The sequence below is a fragment of the Methanolacinia petrolearia DSM 11571 genome (genome assembly GCF_000147875.1).
In the GTDB taxonomy this organism is placed as follows: Archaea; Halobacteriota; Methanomicrobia; order Methanomicrobiales; family Methanomicrobiaceae; genus Methanolacinia; species Methanolacinia petrolearia.
Genome location: NC_014507.1, coordinates 2,682,871 through 2,700,590 on the forward strand (window position 1 = coordinate 2,682,871; position 17,720 = coordinate 2,700,590).

Annotated in this window: 20 protein-coding genes and 1 tRNA gene; 9 read left to right on the forward strand and 12 right to left on the reverse strand. The window is 48.8% G+C overall.

All coding sequences use genetic code 11. The features are described 5' to 3' along the window. Positions 1-2: 2 nt before the first annotated feature. Positions 3-1,079, reverse strand: a complete 1,077-nt coding sequence (locus MPET_RS13460; protein ID WP_225353823.1) for a DUF3821 domain-containing protein — start codon at positions 1,077-1,079, stop codon at positions 3-5. Positions 1,080-1,205: 126 nt separating this feature from the next. On the opposite strand from MPET_RS13460, the gene MPET_RS13465 reads away from it, so the two are divergent. Further along, on the forward strand, positions 1,206-2,051 hold the full coding sequence (locus MPET_RS13465; protein ID WP_013330585.1) for a cache domain-containing protein: 846 nt from the start codon (positions 1,206-1,208) through the stop codon (positions 2,049-2,051). A 32-nt stretch (positions 2,052-2,083) separates the two neighbouring features. Here the strand turns inward: MPET_RS13465 and MPET_RS13470 are convergent, their stop codons facing one another. Continuing rightward, positions 2,084-2,722 (reverse strand): MASE1 domain-containing protein, encoded by a 639-nt coding sequence (locus MPET_RS13470; protein ID WP_013330586.1) that lies wholly within the window; start codon positions 2,720-2,722, stop codon positions 2,084-2,086. 40 nt (positions 2,723-2,762) lie between these two features. On the opposite strand from MPET_RS13470, the gene MPET_RS13475 reads away from it, so the two are divergent. Beyond that, positions 2,763-3,719, forward strand: a complete 957-nt coding sequence (locus MPET_RS13475; protein ID WP_013330587.1) for a sensor histidine kinase — start codon at positions 2,763-2,765, stop codon at positions 3,717-3,719. Between the two features lie 88 nt (positions 3,720-3,807). On the opposite strand, the gene larE is transcribed toward MPET_RS13475, so the two are convergent. Further along, entirely contained in the window at positions 3,808-4,641 is an 834-nt protein-coding gene (gene larE / locus MPET_RS13480) for an ATP-dependent sacrificial sulfur transferase LarE (protein WP_013330588.1), read from the reverse strand. Between the two features lie 98 nt (positions 4,642-4,739). Here larE and nifS point away from each other — a divergent pair, with 98 nt between their 5' ends. The 4 genes from nifS (at position 4,740) to MPET_RS13500 (ending at position 6,873) form a co-directional block, all read left to right on the forward strand. Beyond that, positions 4,740-5,924 carry a cysteine desulfurase NifS gene (gene nifS / locus MPET_RS13485; RefSeq protein WP_048131188.1) on the forward strand — a complete coding sequence of 395 codons (1,185 nt, stop codon included), beginning with the start codon at positions 4,740-4,742 and terminating at the stop codon, positions 5,922-5,924. Positions 5,925-5,939: 15 nt separating this feature from the next. Next, the gene (gene nifU / locus MPET_RS13490) at positions 5,940-6,353 is read left to right on the forward strand and encodes a Fe-S cluster assembly scaffold protein NifU (RefSeq protein ID WP_013330590.1); all 414 of its coding nucleotides are present in this window, start codon (positions 5,940-5,942) and stop codon (positions 6,351-6,353) included. A 58-nt stretch (positions 6,354-6,411) separates the two neighbouring features. Continuing rightward, positions 6,412-6,591 (forward strand): hypothetical protein, encoded by a 180-nt coding sequence (locus MPET_RS13495; protein WP_013330591.1) that lies wholly within the window; start codon positions 6,412-6,414, stop codon positions 6,589-6,591. Positions 6,592-6,660: 69 nt separating this feature from the next. Further along, the gene (locus MPET_RS13500; protein ID WP_013330592.1) at positions 6,661-6,873 is read left to right on the forward strand and encodes a hypothetical protein; all 213 of its coding nucleotides are present in this window, start codon (positions 6,661-6,663) and stop codon (positions 6,871-6,873) included. A gap of 107 nt (positions 6,874-6,980) precedes the next feature. On the opposite strand, the gene MPET_RS13505 is transcribed toward MPET_RS13500, so the two are convergent. From MPET_RS13505 to MPET_RS13540, 8 genes are all read right to left on the reverse strand, one after another. After that, positions 6,981-7,604, reverse strand: coding sequence for a hypothetical protein (locus MPET_RS13505; RefSeq protein ID WP_013330593.1), 624 nt, complete (start codon positions 7,602-7,604; stop codon positions 6,981-6,983). Next, complete coding sequence (gene thrC, locus MPET_RS13510) at positions 7,544-8,746, reverse strand: threonine synthase (protein ID WP_013330594.1); 1,203 nt, start codon at positions 8,744-8,746, stop codon at positions 7,544-7,546. The genes MPET_RS13505 and thrC overlap by 61 nt, the downstream gene beginning before the upstream one ends. Positions 8,747-8,816: 70 nt before the next feature. Beyond that, positions 8,817-9,545: a metal-dependent hydrolase gene (locus MPET_RS13515; protein ID WP_013330595.1), complete on the reverse strand. Its 729-nt coding sequence runs from the start codon at positions 9,543-9,545 to the stop codon at positions 8,817-8,819. A gap of 12 nt (positions 9,546-9,557) precedes the next feature. After that, entirely contained in the window at positions 9,558-10,361 is an 804-nt protein-coding gene (locus tag MPET_RS13520) for a carbon-nitrogen hydrolase family protein (protein ID WP_013330596.1), read from the reverse strand. After that, the gene (locus tag MPET_RS13525; RefSeq protein WP_013330597.1) at positions 10,354-10,566 is read right to left on the reverse strand and encodes a hypothetical protein; all 213 of its coding nucleotides are present in this window, start codon (positions 10,564-10,566) and stop codon (positions 10,354-10,356) included. The genes MPET_RS13520 and MPET_RS13525 overlap by 8 nt, the downstream gene beginning before the upstream one ends. Before the next feature lie 84 nt (positions 10,567-10,650). Continuing rightward, positions 10,651-11,238: an indolepyruvate oxidoreductase subunit beta gene (locus MPET_RS13530; protein ID WP_013330598.1), complete on the reverse strand. Its 588-nt coding sequence runs from the start codon at positions 11,236-11,238 to the stop codon at positions 10,651-10,653. Beyond that, positions 11,235-13,010: an indolepyruvate ferredoxin oxidoreductase subunit alpha gene (gene iorA, locus MPET_RS13535; protein ID WP_048130872.1), complete on the reverse strand. Its 1,776-nt coding sequence runs from the start codon at positions 13,008-13,010 to the stop codon at positions 11,235-11,237. Before iorA ends, MPET_RS13530 begins: the two co-directional genes overlap by 4 nt. Positions 13,011-13,238: 228 nt before the next feature. Further along, the gene (locus MPET_RS13540) at positions 13,239-14,228 is read right to left on the reverse strand and encodes a linear amide C-N hydrolase (protein ID WP_013330600.1); all 990 of its coding nucleotides are present in this window, start codon (positions 14,226-14,228) and stop codon (positions 13,239-13,241) included. A 245-nt stretch (positions 14,229-14,473) separates the two neighbouring features. On the opposite strand from MPET_RS13540, the gene MPET_RS13545 reads away from it, so the two are divergent. Then, positions 14,474-14,546 (forward strand) — tRNA-Ile (locus MPET_RS13545). A gap of 547 nt (positions 14,547-15,093) precedes the next feature. On the opposite strand, the gene serS is transcribed toward MPET_RS13545, so the two are convergent. Further along, positions 15,094-16,371 (reverse strand): serine--tRNA ligase, encoded by a 1,278-nt coding sequence (gene serS / locus MPET_RS13555; protein WP_013330601.1) that lies wholly within the window; start codon positions 16,369-16,371, stop codon positions 15,094-15,096. 127 nt (positions 16,372-16,498) lie between these two features. Here serS and MPET_RS13560 point away from each other — a divergent pair, with 127 nt between their 5' ends. Further along, positions 16,499-17,176 carry a hypothetical protein gene (locus tag MPET_RS13560; RefSeq protein WP_013330602.1) on the forward strand — a complete coding sequence of 226 codons (678 nt, stop codon included), beginning with the start codon at positions 16,499-16,501 and terminating at the stop codon, positions 17,174-17,176. Between the two features lie 83 nt (positions 17,177-17,259). Further along, a complete protein-coding gene (locus tag MPET_RS13565) occupies positions 17,260-17,718 on the forward strand; it encodes a hypothetical protein (protein ID WP_013330603.1) in 459 nt (152 codons plus the stop codon). Positions 17,719-17,720 lie beyond the last annotated feature (2 nt).

The following is a 17,720-nucleotide window of genomic DNA, read 5'->3' on the forward strand; positions in this document are numbered from 1 at the left end:
TTTTATTCCTTTTTTGAAGCCATAAAAATCATAATCGCGGCAAATACCACCGATATTATGAGTGTCACTGAAGACATCGGAGACTGTGTTTCCGTCGGAGTCGTCGTGGCTGTTGTTGCCTGCGTCTTTTCCGTCTGAACAGGTGTAACAGCAGTCTCTTCGGGCGTTGAAGCTGAGGTCGTTGCCACCTGCGTTACAACCAAGGTTGATGTAGGGGTCGGGGTATTGGTCTTTGTGGCCGTCGGAGTCGCCGTTTTTGTGGAAGTGGTTGCCGTGGGTGTCGGTGTAGAAGTCGATTTCAGCGAACTTAAAGTGGGAGTTATAGTCTCCCCCTCAATCGATCCCAGGTTGTCCTTCATTCCGTTGACATTGCACTCGGCCCACACCGTATAGCTTCCTGCATTATACTGGCTGTTTCCGGTATCCCATACACATGTAAGCGTTCCGGAAGGAAGGAAATACTGTTGTGTCGTAGGATGAACGTTTACTATGCTAACCGACGCCCCGTTGCAGTTAATTAATGCGGTGAGAGTTGCACCCACCTGATTTCTAACCTTGACATCTATCCCGTCGTCACCGGATGTTACACCTGCTCTCTGGAATATCGGATACAGGTTCGAATCGATCCGAAAGTCGAGAGCCTCGCCCTTGACAATCTTTCCATTAGTTATATCAAAACTCTCACCGCCCGAGCGATATGCCCACAGGCGAAGATCAAGTGAAGGCTGAAGGACGCTTATGGAGGCATAGCTGTTTTTAGAGCCGTTGGGATATGAGTACCACAGGCCTAAACGGCTGGAGAAGACTGAGGGATCGACATAAAAGCTGTTTTTTGAAGGAGTTAACACATAATCCGGCGTACCGGTTGCCGGGTTGCCCCCGCCATAATATGCGAGCTGATCGTCAGATACTCCTCCCGAACTATAAAAGACATCACTAGCAAGAACAAGGCCCTGTTCCCCGAGAAACACGCTGTCTCCCTCATGGATATTGGTAAGTACTGCGGCTGCAGGCGACACCATTGCCAGCGAAGAGACAATTACAAAAATTAACATTGCAAACCGTATTTTTGCATTCATATTATCACAAGCATTAGACAACAACTCTTCGGGCTTAACCGGTATTATGTTTTCCTGATGATTTAAATGGATTGACGAGAAATAATCTCCATGTTATCCAGTACGCCAGGGTGATTGGTGCCTGTTATGGAGAAAGGAAGAATTATCCGCATATTAATCCTTGTAGCTCTAATCGTTATCTCGATTGTTCTTTTTGCAAGCGGTGTAATATTCCCTGAGCAGCAGGGAGAAACCACTGAGCCCGATCAATTAATATCCGTTACTGCAGCTATCCAGGAGAGACTGGATACAATTGCAGGTGAAGTTGAGAAAGCTTCCTCCGGATTGTCTTCAGGTATAAACGGCGAAGAAGCAGAGAAGGTTCTGGATGATATTTTCAATGAAACTCCCGATGCAGTCTTTTTATATTCATTCTCGCCTGACGGGACTGTTGCAGAGGTAACTCCTGATTCATACAACATTTCATCGCTGAACATGAGCATCGCAGGGTTACCGGATTTATCCGGATCTGTGGTGCAGGGGCCTGCAATGACTGAAGTCGTTGAATACGGCGGCTACTACGTTTTTGAGATCGTTCGTCCGGTATATGATGAAGACGGAGAGAACATCGGAGGTGTTACAGCCGTTATAAACTCATTCAGTCTTCTCGACGGGATTATAAATCCTGAAGAAAATGCATCGGGCAATACTTTTACAGTGATGCAGACCGATGGCCTGATACTTTATGATATGGATAAACGGCAGGTCGGTGCAAACCTCTTCACCGATGATATATTCAGCAGTTTCCCGAATCTGAGAAATCTTGGAGTCAGATTTACCACACAAAGCAGCGGGTACGGATCATATTCATATTATCCGACCGGCAGCAGTGATGGGAGTCCTGTGAAGAAACTCGCATACTGGGATTCAGCAGGACTCTACGGGACCGAATGGCGGGTGATAATGTTTAAGGGGGCACTGGTCGCCGGATAATAGAATCAGATAATATTATTATAATGACTTTTTTAATGCCAGTATTTCCTTATGTATAACTCATGGTTTTCCACAAGAGGCGTGAAGAACAGGAGGAGGAAAGGAACCAAGCATAGGCACAATATGAAATTTCCAAGAAACCATATCGAACTTACCAGGACGACGGAATCCCATGCGATCTGGCCGCCCAGTGCAAGAGCAACCGGCCCCCATACAGCTCCCGCAATATTGTTGACAATAACCCCAAAGACCAGCAACACAATTACATCACGCCGGTTCCTTAACGCAGGGTCACACCCGAGTGCCCGGAATGCAACAAGCGGAATGAGGGCCTCCCAAAAATCCGTCAGTGACCATACGATGTTTAAATCCAAAGGAAGTCCGCTCAACAATCCCGCACCTATAAAACATCCGGCATATGCCGCAATAGCCCCGTACATTCCGAACCAGAGGGCGAAAACTATCATAAAAGCTATGCTCACGTAAAGATAGGCCGTGCCCGGGGCAAAATTAAACGAGAATACAACGAATTTAGCAATCAGGGCATTAGCACAGACCAGCAGGAAAAAAAGAGCGGCGTAAAGGTATTTTGGAACTTTTTTCTTCCTGTCTCCCTGATTATCGATCAGATGCAGTCCTGCAGCACCCTGACCGGGGTTCGGCGTATTCATCAATCAATATTAAAATTGATCGGGCATAAATATTAAACTGATGAAAAGTCATTTTTCCGGCATACAATGGAAGAAAAAGATTTTTTATTATCTTTCATTTCCCCCGGTAAAGGCAATAATAATTACAATTATTCTCCTGGCTATTATGCTTCCCTACTGGATGCTTGCTGTTGAATGGGCAAAAACCGTACTTATGTCGCCGGATCAGCAATTCGCTTTTACGACCACTACTTTTCTCCTTGTACTTGTAATTGCGGACAGCGCATTTTTAGTTAGTTACTACCAGACCAGCCAAAAAAACGAACTTCAGAAGATCACTGAAGAGCTGAAGAGGAGTGAGGAGGCTCTTCTTAGTGCGAACAAGAAACTGGCTTTGCTTTCCGGAATTACCAGGCACGATATAAAAAATCAGCTGGCAGCACTTGGAGGGTATATCGATCTCAGCCATTATTCCCTAAACAATCCTGAAAAAATGGAAGAGATTATTGAAAAAGAGATGAATATCGCCAGAATGATCAATAAAGAGATTGATTTTACGAAGGATTACGAGGATATGGGGGCATCAGCCCCGGTATGGAACAATCTCCACCAGATGATCAGGAGAGCATCTTCCGGATCTTCTCTAGGAGAGGTTAAGATATCGGAGCACGATACAGATGTCGAAATCTATGCAGACCCACTCGTAGAGAAGGTCTTCTTCAATTTAATCGACAACACCCTGAGGCATGGCGGAGACAATGTTTCAAAGATTGATATCTCCGTAAAAGCGGCTGAAGGCGGACTGAAAATATTATACACTGACGACGGGGAGGGAATTTCTTCATCCTTCAGGAATAACCTGTTTGCGAGAGGATATGGCAGGAATACGGGCCTTGGGTTATTCCTCTCAAAAGAGATCCTTTCCATAACCGGAATCAGCATCCAGGAGACCGGCGACAGCAATTCGGGAGTATGCTTCGAAATTCAGGTTCCTCCCGGAGGATACCGTACCCTTTAGAAACTGTTTAATTTTACATGAAAATCACGTTGTGATTTACATGAAACCTTTGTTTCACAAACGCATTTTATACCCTGCTCATATATTTTCAGTCCAGACTCCCGCTGACAAAACCGCCGAGATCGAGAGTCACGAACTTAAAACCGTTCTGTTTTAGGAAAGACGAAATCTCACCCCTTTTTGAAATTATCAATCCAAAATCACCAGGATCAGTTTCAATCCTGGCTATGCCACCATGTTTCCTCACCCGTACCTGTCCCACGCCAAGCGATCTTATAAAATCCTCCGAGGATTCGATCTCCCCGAGGATTTCCTCTTTGAACCGGTTTTCGTAAGGTATCCGTGATGCAAGACAGGAGTAAGACGGCTTTTCACTGACCGGAAGCCCGTAGATCCTTGCAAGCTTCCGGATGTCCTCTTTATCCATCCCGGCTTCAATGAAAGGATGGATGATTCCTGCCTCCCCCGATGCCTGGAACCCGGGTCTGAACTTTGCGAGATCCGAGATGTTGCTCCCGTCGGCTACATGCTCCAGACCAAGCATCTCTGCTTCCCGGAGGAGAAGACCGGACATCTTCTTTTTGCATATGTAACAGCGATCCCTTCCGTTCTCCCGGAACTCCGTATCCTCAAGAATATCTGATTTTATGACGGAGCATGGCAATGAAAGCGACTCGGCAAGCTCCAGTGCTTCTCTTATCTCAGAACGGGAGACAAGCGGCGAGTCTATGAGTGCACATGACATCCGGGCGGGAAGAACCTCCTTTGCTGCGACGGCAAGGACGGTGCTGTCTACACCTCCCGAATAGGAGACAAGGAGACTCCCGGCCGAATTGATGACGTCTTTCAGCTTTCTTATCTTTTCATCGAACGAATCCATGATATCGCGGACAATGGAATAACTTGACCGCTCCCACCGCATATTACTTCCGGCATTGAGAGATGAGGGAGAGAACCGATCGGATAATTTCTTTTTGTCTCAGATCGAGATTCTGTGCAGGACTTAAACAGAAGATCGATATGACCGAGGAAAAGAGATTCATATACATGGACAATGCAGCAACCACTCCCACCAGGAAGGAGGTGGTCGATGCCATGATACCCTATATGTCGGATAATTTCGGAAATCCGTCATCCCTTTACAGCATTGCTGAATTATCTGCCGAAGCAGTAGAGACAGCAAGATCACAGGTTGCATCCGCGATTGGTGCATTGCCGAAGGAGATCTATTTCACATCCGGCGGAACCGAGGCCGACAACTGGGCGATCAAAGGCGTTGCATTTGCCAACAGAGACAAAGGCAATCATATCATAACCTCGCAGGTAGAGCATCACGCAGTTCTCCATACAACCGAATGGCTTGAAAAACAGGGGTTCGAGGTAACTTACCTTCCAGTAGACAAATACGGCATGGTCAGCCCCGGCGATGTCAGGGATGCAATTACCGATAAGACCATCCTGATCACGATAATGACGGCTAACAACGAGATCGGGACGATCATGCCGATAGCGGAGATCGGAAAGATTGCACGTGAAAAGGGCGTCCTTTTCCACACCGATGCTGTTCAGGCCGCAGGCCATATCCCTCTCGATGTCAGCGAAATGAACATCGACATGCTCTCGTTGTCAGGGCATAAATTCAGGGGACCGAAAGGAACAGGTGCACTCTATATCGGCAAAAGGGTGAAGATCGATCCGCTTATGCACGGCGGAGCACAGGAGAGGCACAGGAGGGCCGGCACAGAGAATGTTCCCGGAATAGTCGGGCTGGGAAAGGCCATCGAACTTTCGGCAGCAGAGATGGAAGAAGAATCCGGAAGGATCTCTTCTCTTCGCGATATGCTGATTCAAAAACTCCTTGAAATTCCGAAGAGTTATCTGAACGGCCATCCTAAGATCAGGCTCCCGAACAATGTGAATATCGTCTTTGAGTATATCGAAGGGGAATCAATTCTTCTAATGCTTAACCGGAGAGGGATATGTGCATCCACAGGCAGTGCGTGCAGTTCGAAATCTCTCGACCCCTCCCATGTCCTTATGGCATGTGGCCTGCCTCACGAGATCATACACGGATCGCTGAGACTTACGCTCGGGCACGATACCACCGAAGATGATATTGAATATGTCGTGCAAAATATCCGCGAGGTAGTGCAGAAACTGCGGAACATGTCTCCGCTGACACCGCCTGAATTGAGAAACAACTGAAAGAGGAGAATGAAAATGTACAGCGATAAGGTTATGGATCACTTTGAAAATCCCAGGAACCAGGGAACGATCGAGGATGCCGACGGAATCGGAGAGGTAGGAAATCCCCAGTGCGGGGATATTATGAAGATATACATAAAGGTCAGGGACGACATCATCGAGGATGTGAAGTTCCAGACGTTCGGGTGCGGAGCTGCAATTGCATCCAGCAGCATGGCAACCGAGATGATAAAGGGAAAGACCGTCAAAGAGGCGTGGGATCTGTCCAACAAGGCCGTTGCAGAGGCTCTCGAAGGCCTTCCGCCCCAGAAACTTCACTGCTCCGTGCTGGCCGAAGAAGCGATCCATAAGGCTATCAATGACTACCGGGCGAAGAACGGCCTTGAGCCCTGGGAAGAGAAAGGCGGGCACCAGGAACATCACCATTAATCGATTCAGGACATTTATATGTCATAATCTAAATAACAGGAACTACAGATCCTTTTTTATGAAAAACGTTGATATGAAACTTGAAGGAAACATTCTCACGATTAAGGTAGACATCTCAAAGGATTTCGGGGAGTCGAAATCCGGGAAGTCAATCACAATCGCATCGACAGAAGGGAATGTATCAATACCGGACAATGAAGAGATCAAGATCGGCCTGAACATCTACAGGAAGAAATAGTCTCCCGGACAAATCTCTTTTTTGGCATTTCCGAATTGTTTAAATCAAATCTGAACAATCAGTATTCGTATGAAGAAGGTGTTCTTCCTGGGACTGGTGGCATTTGTTATGACAGCAACTGTTCTTTCAGGAGGGTGCACGGCACTTGACCCCGGTGAAACGCTTTTCCTGGACGAACTTTATGGCAGCACCCCGACACAGACTCCGGATAATGCAGATTCGGGGGATCTGGATAAGATTCCCGACGATGTGGAAAGGGTCGATAATAACAAAGACTGGTGATCCCTAAACGGAATCCACCCGAATTCAACCGCATTTTTAGCAGGATTTCACGAAAAAAATCTCTTAAGGCCTGAAATCAATATATGGTTTATGAGAAATTGTATTTTTTATTGATCTTTTTTCCTTCTTGACTGAAGATACGGGATCAGGAATATGAGTACAAGAGCCAGCCAGAACGACCCGAATGCAAACAGCATCTTCTCCTGGAAATCGTCATAGAATCTTGCTTCTGCATATTTTTTCATCTTCCATGAGATTTCGGTGAAATTTCCGCTCTTATTTACCGAACCGCCAGTGGACACCATCCCGAGAAGCGGGTTGGATACCGAGTATTTATCCGGAAGATACAGCGTGATGTTATAGGATGAATCCATCAGGACGTTGAAATCATTGTTACTGAATGCCTGGTCGTACCCGACCGTATAGTTGCCTTTCTCAAACGAGATCGAATGCCATCCCTCCTCAAATCCGGCATCTTCACCCGACTCCCCGGAAAGCGAGATATTCGTGACATCCACAGAAACTTTCTCGCCCAGGTACCCGGGTTCCGTGAACTCATACGCCTCAGCCCCCTGAATGGCGACTTCTGCATGAAAGAGGCTGCCGTTTTCCGCAACGTAATAATCCGCATCAAGAGCAGATGCAGGATAAAAAAAGGCTGCGAGAAGGATTAACGCAACACAGAGAGCAAGGATTCGAGATCCGCGTCTATCTCTGTCGGAGGTTCGCATTGCCTGATCACCGTCTCCGGGTCCTTTAAAAGGTGACCCGTTACTACACAGACTATTCTCTCGTCCTTATCCAAAAGACCTTCCTCAGCCATTTTTTTAATGCCTGCAACAGAAGCGGCAGATGCGGGCTCCACACCTACACCCTCCTTTCTTGCGAGATCTCTCTGCATCGCAAGAATCTCCTCATCAGTAACGGAAAGAGCGGTTCCGTTGGTCTCCCTTATAGCACGAAGAGCCTTTTCGGCATTTACGGGCGCACCGATCCTTATGGCCGTTGCGATGGTCTCGGGATTCTTGTCAGGTATGACTTCCGGAAGCTTCTTCGAGATTGCATCTGCAACCGGCCTCGAACCTTCGGCCTGGACACCGGTCATCATCGGCATCGAGTCGATGAATCCGAGCTTTATAAGCTCCCCGAGACCCTTGTGAACCGCAGATATGTTGCCTGCGTTTCCTACCGGAAGAACCATCCTGTCCGGAACTCCTCCTAACTGGTCTATGGCCTCGAAACCGATGGTCTTCTGGCCTTCAAGACGGTAAGGGTTGACCGAATTGAGAAGATAGAGACCTTCCTTGATGCAGAGGTCATGGACCATCTCAAGCGCCCTGTCGAAGTTTCCGCGTATTGCAATTACCTTTGCACCGTGCATAAGCGCCTGGGCAACCTTTCCGAGCGCAACCTTTCCCGCAGGAAGGAGCACGACTGACGGTATCCCGGCCTTTGCCGCATACTGTGCAAGGCTCGCCGACGTATTTCCCGTGCTTGCACAGGCGACGGTCTTCATCCCGAGCTGGAGCGCCATCGAGACCCCGACGGTCATCCCGCGGTCCTTGAACGAACCGGACGGGTTCATGCCCTCGTGCTTGGCATAGAGCTCCTTTAATCCGAGTTCTTCGCCTATTGTTTTCAGGTGATAGAGCGGAGTTCCGCCCTCCTGGAGGGTAACAGGCTCCCTGCTTACAGGCAGGAGTTCCTTATAGCGCCAGAGCTTCAGCGGGCGCGAGTCCCATTCCCGGCGCGAGACATCTATCGTGTCGAAATCATATTCGACCGCAAGAAGGTGTCCGCACTTGCCACAGCGGTAAATTACCTCGTTCTGGTTGTATTCTGCACCGCAGTTTATACAGACAAGACGAAACATGATTAAAAGTTTCTGTCCCCTGAGATGTTATATGTAGTGGACATTGCCCCGGCAAAGGCCGGAATGCGAATCAGCTCCACTTCGCACCGGTCATTTTGAGGATGATCGCCCACGCAAAGAAGAGAACGATCAAAGGGGCTGCAAAAGGCATTTGAGGGAGGAAGGTTTCAGTAAAATCCCGGACATAGACCGCAGCAAAACCGATTCCAAGGACTGCCGTTATCAGGAGGTTTCTCTTCCCTCTTGAAAGCAGGGTTCCGCCGATTTTTTTATCCGAAAAAGGGAAGAACCAGTAGACGCCGCTCTTAGAGCACGAATCTTCAACGAGATGCATGAACGCACCAAAGAACATTCCTGCACCGAACAAAAGTGCATATTGAGAATAATCCGATGCCGACAGCAGGTAAAGGATAAACAGGAGCATCGCCGTAAGTATTGCAGACATGAAGAACGTCCCGAAGAGGGAGTGCAGAAGACCCCTGTGCTTCGGCTTCACCTTCCCTAGAGTTATTATCCATAACAGCGCCGAGAGAGGAAAATAGATCAGGTAGCGTATAAGATATCCGAAGAACGGGAGGACAAGAACGGTATGCCGGCGGACCACCCTTACCGTGCCGTTTCCCCCGGGTATCCCGTGCATGATCGAAGAGTCGGCGGAGTCGGCGTCCGGTGCAAGTGACCCGACGAATGCCGCAATGAGGAATATGACTATAAAAGGAATATTTTCGATGGAGACTACGGGAGACAGCAGGACTCCTGCTGAAAGTAACGTGTAGAAGACATGTTTTTCCCCCTTCATCCTTTATGATCTCTAAGAACTCTGCATCCAGGACTTGTAAAGATCATCTCTGCGGTCCGAAAGTGTATCGGGGCCGGGTAATTTTTCCGAATTTATGGGATCTATATCCGCGTAGAGAAGGCCCTCCTCTTTCACCGGGCCTGCAATAACATCTCCGGAAGGGGATATGACCATCGAGCCGCCGCAGTATTCGTCCACCGGAGTTCTGCCGATCGTATTGATGCCTCCCAGATAGTATCTGTTCTCGACAGCTCTCGTCCTGAGGAAGAGATCCCAATGGGAGAGCCTGCTACACGGCCATGCCGCGGGCACAAGTATGCATTCGGCGCCGAGCTTCCTGTACCTGAGGAAGAGTTCCGGAAATCTCAGGTCGTAGCATATCGCGATACCGAACCGGATACCCTTGTATTCAAACACCGACGGTGAAGAGCCCGGACTGAAGCATTTGTCCTCGCCTGCCGGGGAGAAGAGATGTATCTTTGAATATTTCGAGAGAACCTTACCGTGTTCGTCGAAGAAAACCACAGTATTCCGAAAGCCGTCACCATCTTTCTCCCTGAAACTCCCGAGAACACCTATACCGGATTCTGCCGCGATATCGCTATACATACCCGATACGGGGCCGCCCTCATCTTCAGCAAATGATGATGAAGCAGGGTCCCAGCCGGTTGCAAACTGTTCGGGAAAACAGATTATTGCCGCACCATCGCGGGAGGCACATTCAGCAAAAACAGATGCCTTTTTCAGGCTTAATTCCGGGTTTTTCCACGCGGATTCGGCCTGTGCCAGGCAGAGCCTGAGAGCCGTCCTATTCACCCGACTCTTCCTGCTCTTCTTTGATCTTTGAAGTTCCGTACATTATGATTACAATTCCAACAACGATAAGGACGGAGATTATTGCCAAAATAATATTGAAATATTCATAGCTGTATCCCATAATCATCGCCGCGATTATTATTCCGCCGACGGCTAAGCTTACGGCTGAAAGAATGGCGCCTTTATATATAATACTCTCATTCATTACCAATTTCCATTAGGTTTCATACATAATATAAAGCAATCGCTGATTGTTGTAAAAGGAAAAAGAATTGCCGGAGAGGGTATATTAGGGCTGTTTTTTTCCTTCCCTTACCCCAATCTCAAAGGCTTTTGAATTTATTTCAACTGTTTTGGGCGGAACCTGTTTTTTGACCGCCTCAAGAAGCGACCCGGGTTTTACAGGGAGATGATGCGATGCGGCACCCAGCATGACGATATTCTGCGAGAGCATATTCCCGGCTTCAAGCGCGGCCGAAACGGCGTCGATTATGTAGTACTCCGTCCCGGAGAGCATCTTTTCAAGCGATTCACGGGAAGGCACTTCAAGGCCCTGCTGGAATGTCGATGTGGGAACCACGATGTCTTTACCCGAGACTATGACCCCTCCTTTCTTGAGGAAATGACTGTACCTCACCGCCTCAAGCAGATCGAATGAGATTATCAGGTCTGCCGTTCCGGGAGAGATCAGCGGGCCGTATTTTCCGTCGATCCTGATGTGGGTCTCAACCGATCCACCTCTCTGCGACATGCCGTGCGTCTCTGCCGAACGGACCGTTCTGCCCCCAGAAAGACATGCCTCTCCGATTATATTGGAGGCAAAGATCGTTCCCTGGCCTCCTACGCCGACTATAAGGAGATCGTAACTTCCGGTCATCTCTTCACCTCCGATCTTATCGCTCCCTGGGGACAGATATCCGCACACACCCCGCACCCGGAGCATAAGGAATTAATTGATGCCTTTTCGTCTATGAACTCGATCGCAGGGCAGCCATATTTGACGCAGACTCCGCAGCCCGTGCATGTCTCAGCATCGACGAAGTAATGCTTTCTTTTGATTCCCCTGCGCCTTGCATCAATGACGCAAGGCTGCCTGGAGATGATCACCTTGACACCGGGGGTCTCCTTCGCTCTTTTGAATGTCTCGATCATCGTAACATAGTCGTAGGGATCGATCGTCTCGACGAACGAGACACCGCAGGTCCTGCAGAGAGCCTCGAGCGAGATCGCCGGTGAAGGGTCTCCCATCGCCGTTACACCCGTATTCGGGTTCGGCTGGTGGCCTGTCATCGCGGTGATCCTGTTGTCGAGTATTACCACGGTCATGTTGGCGCCGTTGTAGGCTGCGTTGATCAGTCCCTGGATTCCGGTATGGAGGAAGGTGGAATCTCCGATTGTGCATACTACAGGGTTTTCATCGCCCGCATTCGAGATTCCGCTTCCGATTGTAATCGAAGCACCCATGCATATCGTGGTGTCGACTGCACCGAGCTGGAGCCCGAGCGTATAACACCCGATATCGGAGGGATATATCCCCTTGTTTCCGAAGATCCTCTTCATCGCGTAGAATGTCGCACGGTGGCCGCATCCGGCACAGAGGATCGGCGGGCGGGGCGGGAGACCTTCTGCAGGAGAGATGTCTCCAGGGAAATCTCCGTTGTATGGTATTCCGGCCTTCTCAAACGCTGCGGCTGTCGATGCAGGATCGAGTTCGCCTTCGTACGGGACACAACCGTCCTTTTTGCCGTGAATAACGGTTTCACATGCAACCTGGCGGACGACCTCCTCGACCACCGGGGCGCATTCCTCGACGACAAGGATCGTCTCATGCTTCGATACGAATCCGACAAGCCACTCTTCGTCTATCGGGTACGCACCGATCTTTGCGACGGAGACATCACCGGGCACGATCTCGTTTACATATTCCGATGCGATTCCGCTCGTGATAATCCCGGTCTTCCCCTTTATCTCATACCTGTTGAACCCGAGTTCAACGAGTCTTTTCGCAAGGGCAGCCTGTTTTTCGTTGAGCTTTTTATGAAGAATGCGGGTATGCGCCGGAATTACAACATACTGCTTCGGGTCCTTTTCGAAACTCCCCTTACGGTGATCCCCGGCCGGTTCACCGAGTTCGACATCGCTCTTCGAGTGGCATACCCTCGTCGTCGGCCTGAAGAGAACCGGAAGCGAGAACTCCTCGGAGAGTGAGAATGCGGCGGCCATCATATCGTGCGCTTCCTGGACCCCTGCCGGGTCGAAGCATGGGATCCGTGCAAAATGTGCATAAACCCTCGAGTCCTGCTCGTTCTGCGAACTGTGCGCATACGGGTCGTCTGCGGAGAGGATAACGAATCCGCCCTTCACACCGGTATACGCACTGGTCATGAGCGGGTCTGCGGCGACGTTCAGTCCGACGTGCTTCATCGTCACGAGAGAACGGACACCGGTCCACGCGGCACCGAGCGCATTCTCGAATGCAACCTTCTCGTTTACGGACCATTCGATATAGAAATCACGGACTTTCTGCCGTCTCAGGGTATCGACGACCTCGGACGATGGCGTCCCCGGATAGCCGGATGCAAAATCGATGCCGGCCTCAACGCAGGCGTGTGCGATCGCCTCGTTTCCAAGCATATATCTGACAGCCATAATTGTTTGATATTTTTGTATCCGGATGGCATTTAAGGTGTTGATAAATATCTACTAAAGATCAATGGTGAGAAAGAAAATTAGGGTGAGAGTCGGATTAAAGAGAATATTTACTCTGATATTTATCAGGTTCCCCAATAGTGGTCCACAACCTATAAAGCCAGTGAAAATGAGGAAATTATCGCCAGTTTCACGTGGCGATAGTTCCAGATCCAAACGCTGATGGTTTTACTGAGTGCTCGGCATACCCCACGCAGGGGGAGTGGTATCGATAAGAGAGGCTGAAGACTCTCCGATAAGGTCCGGCGAGTCGGAAACCGAAAGTTTTTTGATTTCGGCGTTTTCAGAGAAGTTGAGGCGTTTAAGGTCGAGCCAGACAATATTGGGACTCAATGTGGACTCAAAGTAATAGACCTTGTTGGTGTGATCGATCACTGTTCGCCAGAGTGTGGATGAAGTGTTAGGTTCTGTTGGACTTGGTGCAAGAAAAGGCTGACTAACATTGCGTACTACGCTAATTATACCTGCAATACTCTCCTGCACCGTATGCGGCTCACGGAGGTGCCTTAGATAGTAGGCAGCACGAACGAAGCGGTCAGCTGCCTTGGTAGTTCCAGGCAACGGGTCGCTGCCACCAAATCCTTCATATTTTTTAAGGTTTTCCAACTGTTCTGAAAAAGAAGGCGAGTTGGTCATCACACGAAACTCAGAGCTGTGATATATATTGAGTTTGCCTTTTACATATTCGAAAACAGCCGAATACCCCGCAGCATCCTCGATCTTCAAGTGAGCTGTTGCCGGTTTGCCCGAGCTTGAAAAGGGCATTGTGACAATCTGGAAAGGATGTTCCTGCACATATTCGACCGCTTCTGCTGTTGTAGCAAAATTGTCAAGGAAAAATTGCGGCCAGAGACTTATCGACAGGCCGGGCAACGATCTGTCGCGGGCACCGTAGTCTGATTCGGCAAGCCAGAGTGCATGCGCTCCAAGTCCTTTTTCATTGACGCCATCGCTACTACCCAATCCATATACGCTTGTGGCGACGCTACCATATTTTGATATCCAATCCAGAGAATTTTCGCCCTCGACCTCAAGGCCTTTGTGACTTATGCCTCGCGGAAAAACATATAGATCACTATCCATCTCTTCAAACCAATCCGTGCTGCGTGCAGAGACGTTCGCAACACCATTATCCGGCCAGGTTATAACTGAACACATCTAAACCGCCTTTCTCTGACTCAGTATTAGATGTTAATAGGCGCAAAATATATAAAAGAGATAGGTGTCTGGAAAGCATCCATAATCTATAGTTTCTATCATACCTCTTCCAGAATCCGTGCCATTAAACTTTAATGCTTCATTTTTTCTGAACGCTAACTACTGTTATATCCTGAAATTATTCACCAAACAAAATCCACAACCTATAAAAACCAATGAAAACAATTTATTTAGGCACTACTAAAGGGCCCGTAGCATAGTCGGTGGTGCACCCGGCTGATAACCGGGAGGTCGTGCGTTCGAGTCGCACCGGGCCCATTCTTGTTTTGAAATTTTTATAAGAATGAGTTTTCGATATCGCAAATTCGTGATAACTTCTCAACTTTCTATAATACAGATACAAAATCACACTGTAACATATGTTATTTTTTGGATTTCGAAAGGGCGACAACCTTCTTCACGGACTTCATTTTGTTCAAAGGTGGCCGGAGGTCGCAGTAGGAATCGATTGAGGCGACAGCCTTCTTTACGGAGTTTATTTTTCTACAAGTGACCGAAGGTCGCTGTAGGTTTCGAAAGGGCGACAGCCCTTCGGTAGGCAACCCTTGCGCAGTTCACTCCGCGTCCGCTTCGCGAACACGCCCTGACCTCAGGGCTTGTGCTTTCGTGATAAATCCGGCCTTAGGCCGGAAGAAAACACGATTTTTGGAGAAAAACCCCAAATCAAATGAGACGCTCTTCCATCTCTTTTGCGACTTCTCGCCACGAGGGGGAGGAAGCACAGGAAGGGGGAATAGTCCCCCTTCTTGAATATAACATTCCAAAAGAGCTGGATCGATCAAAAAATATAATAAAATTAATAAAATCAGAGGGTTTCGGCACCGTTCATGTACGGCCTGAGAGCCTCGGGGATAACGACCGTTCCATCCTCTTCCTGGCAGTTTTCGAGAATCGCACGGAGAGTTCTCGTCGTCGCGACCGCCGTACTGTTCAGGGTGTGGACATAATCCTTCTTCTCGAACTCGTGCGGATCCCTGACCTTGATATTGAGCCTTACCGCCTGGTACGCGGTGCAGTTGGAGCAGGAGACGACCTCGCGATAGGTCTCCTCGCGGGGCATCCAGACCTCGATATCGTACTTCTTCGCGGCAACGGTTCCGATATCGCCAGTACATATATTCACGACATGATACGGGAGCTTAAGCATCCGGAAGATATCCTCTGCATTCTTCAGGAGTTCCTCGTGAAGCCTCCAGGAATCTTCCTGTTTGCAATAGATAAACTGCTCCACCTTGTTGAACTGGTGAACCCTGAAGAGCCCTTTCGTATCGAGACCGTGGGAGCCGATCTCGCGCCTGAAGCATGTGCTTATACCAGCAAGCCTGAGCGGAAGGTCCTTCTCTTCAAAGATCTCGTCCATGTACATCGCGGCCATCGGGTGCTCGCTCGTTGCGATGAGGAACTCGTCCTCGCCGTCGATCTTGTACATCACGTTCTCGAAGTCCGAGAGATCGGTAACACCCTCGTATGCCGCACGGTTCATCATATAAGGCGGCATTACCGGTGTATATCCACGCTCCGCCAGAAGATCGATTGCAAGCCTTTGGAGGGCGAGATCCATCAGTGCGAGCCTTCCCTTGAGGATGTAGAACCCGGCACCAGATATCTTCGCAGCCCTCTCGAACTCTGCCAGGCCTTTCTCGATCGCAAGCTCTCCATGATTCTTCACCTCGAATGATGGAACTGTCGGCTCGCCCCACCTGCTGACCTCGACATTCTCCGAATCGTCAGCACCCACAGGAACACTCTCGTGAAGGATATTCGGTACTCTCATCTGGTAGAATTTTATCTTCTCCTGGATCTCCGCAAGTTCGGTCTCGGCATCCTTTATCTTTGACGGGAGAGACTTCGCCTCTTCCAGGAGACCGGAGATCTCCCCCCCTGCCTTTCTTGTCTGGTTTATCTCACGGCTGATGATATTTCTCCGGTTTCGCATGGAGTTTATCTCGACCTGCATCTCGCGTGATCTTTCATCCTTTGCAAGAAGATCGTCCACCCATGCAAGCTTCTCCGCATCGCCCCTCTTCTTAAGATCGGCCCTGACGACATCCGGACTGCTCCGGATAAATTTCAGTTCAAGCATATCTCCATTAATTTATGTAGATCATAGAGGATTATATTTGCGAGCAGATCTCCGATCTGCCCGGATTTTCAACAGAACCGCTCCGGCCGACGTTAAGATAAATTCAGAATAAAACTCAACTCATAACATGGAAGAGACCGGAAGGGAACAAAACTGCACTGTCCGAAAAGATCCCGGCTGCGGTTCGTGCACCATGGGTACATACCTGAACTGCAGGTGGGACAAAAATATTCTGAACTCCTTTTTAGCGGCGGCCTCCGGTCTTTTTATCGGGACTATTATACTTCTGGCCATGATCTGGCTCATGACTGCACTTTACTGGCCGCTCGCGCTCTATATTTTTCTCATCGTCGCCATGTTCGGGTACGAGATCAAATTTCTCTGCAGCCACTGTCCTTATTACGCAGGGGAGGGTAAGACCCTGAAATGTCTTGCAAACAACGGGATGCCGAAGATCTTCAGGTATAACCCGGCCCCGATGACCGGTGGTGAAAAATTTATGATGAAATTCCTGATTGCCACTTTCCTGGTTATCTTTCCGGCGGCATCGGCAGCAGCCGTAATCTGGCTAACAATATCAGGGTATTCCGGTACAATCGCTCTCGCGGCTGGAACAGGAGTTGTGATCCTCCTTATCTACGCAATTGCTGCTTTTTACCAGGTATTAAGGACATTTTTCTGCAGGAAATGTGTAAATTTCTCATGCCCGTTTAACAGCGTTGAAAAAAGAATCGTCGACGAGTACCTGATGAAAAACGACACAATGAGAGAGGCATGGGAAAAGTCCGGTTACAGGATTGGATAATTCATTTTTTACACCATGGTGACTTTATCGGTTACAGATCAAATCCATTATAATCTATACCCTGCAAAAAATGGTTTATTCAGATGGAGAGAATTTATAAAATTGCCATTATCGCCTGCCTCGCAATATCGGCCCTACTTTTCCCAGTTTCAGTATTGCTGACCGCCACGGGACTGATTCTTACAGGAACCCTTGCAATGGTGATCCATATAACAGAGTCGGCAGGAGAAGCGATCGACAGGCCTGTTCTTTTTGTATTTTTAGGGGAAGACGGCCGGAGTTTCGTAATAAGGAATATCGGAAACGCGGGGGCCTCTGAGATTCATGTATCTGTCGTGCCTTCAAACCTTGAATATATAATCGACCGGATCGATGCCGACGGAGAAGAGAAGACCGACTGCGGGCAGTTGATCGGAAAAAACAGGGTTATTATCGAGTATTCGGACGAGACTGGAAAAAGTTACAGCAAATCGGAAGATCTTCGTTTTGAAGACGACTGTGAATACGATCCCACCAAGCCGATGATCCCGATCTTCAAATAATA

Excerpts from the sequence above, each read along its gene's own strand:
- serS (WP_013330601.1), bottom strand. The coding sequence starts at position 16,371 with ATGCTTGAACTGAAATTTATCCGGAGCAGTCCGGATGTCGTCAGGGCC.
- MPET_RS13540 (WP_013330600.1), bottom strand. The coding sequence starts at position 14,228 with ATGTGTTCAGTTATAACCTGGCCGGATAATGGTGTTGCGAACGTCTCT.
- MPET_RS13460 (WP_225353823.1), bottom strand. The coding sequence starts at position 1,079 with ATGAATGCAAAAATACGGTTTGCAATGTTAATTTTTGTAATTGTCTCT.
- MPET_RS13495 (WP_013330591.1), top strand. The coding sequence starts at position 6,412 with ATGAAAAACGTTGATATGAAACTTGAAGGAAACATTCTCACGATTAAG.
- larE (WP_013330588.1), bottom strand. The coding sequence starts at position 4,641 with ATGCGGTGGGAGCGGTCAAGTTATTCCATTGTCCGCGATATCATGGAT.
- iorA (WP_048130872.1), bottom strand. The coding sequence starts at position 13,010 with ATGGCTGTCAGATATATGCTTGGAAACGAGGCGATCGCACACGCCTGC.
- MPET_RS13470 (WP_013330586.1), bottom strand. The coding sequence starts at position 2,722 with ATGAATACGCCGAACCCCGGTCAGGGTGCTGCAGGACTGCATCTGATC.
- MPET_RS13500 (WP_013330592.1), top strand. The coding sequence starts at position 6,661 with ATGAAGAAGGTGTTCTTCCTGGGACTGGTGGCATTTGTTATGACAGCA.
- MPET_RS13525 (WP_013330597.1), bottom strand. The coding sequence starts at position 10,566 with ATGAATGAGAGTATTATATATAAAGGCGCCATTCTTTCAGCCGTAAGC.
- nifS (WP_048131188.1), top strand. The coding sequence starts at position 4,740 with ATGACCGAGGAAAAGAGATTCATATACATGGACAATGCAGCAACCACT.
- MPET_RS13515 (WP_013330595.1), bottom strand. The coding sequence starts at position 9,545 with ATGAAGGGGGAAAAACATGTCTTCTACACGTTACTTTCAGCAGGAGTC.
- MPET_RS13465 (WP_013330585.1), top strand. The coding sequence starts at position 1,206 with ATGGAGAAAGGAAGAATTATCCGCATATTAATCCTTGTAGCTCTAATC.
- thrC (WP_013330594.1), bottom strand. The coding sequence starts at position 8,746 with ATGTTTCGTCTTGTCTGTATAAACTGCGGTGCAGAATACAACCAGAAC.
- MPET_RS13530 (WP_013330598.1), bottom strand. The coding sequence starts at position 11,238 with ATGACCGGAAGTTACGATCTCCTTATAGTCGGCGTAGGAGGCCAGGGA.
- MPET_RS13565 (WP_013330603.1), top strand. The coding sequence starts at position 17,260 with ATGGAGAGAATTTATAAAATTGCCATTATCGCCTGCCTCGCAATATCG.
- MPET_RS13505 (WP_013330593.1), bottom strand. The coding sequence starts at position 7,604 with ATGCGAACCTCCGACAGAGATAGACGCGGATCTCGAATCCTTGCTCTC.
- MPET_RS13475 (WP_013330587.1), top strand. The coding sequence starts at position 2,763 with ATGAAAAGTCATTTTTCCGGCATACAATGGAAGAAAAAGATTTTTTAT.
- nifU (WP_013330590.1), top strand. The coding sequence starts at position 5,940 with ATGTACAGCGATAAGGTTATGGATCACTTTGAAAATCCCAGGAACCAG.
- MPET_RS13560 (WP_013330602.1), top strand. The coding sequence starts at position 16,499 with ATGGAAGAGACCGGAAGGGAACAAAACTGCACTGTCCGAAAAGATCCC.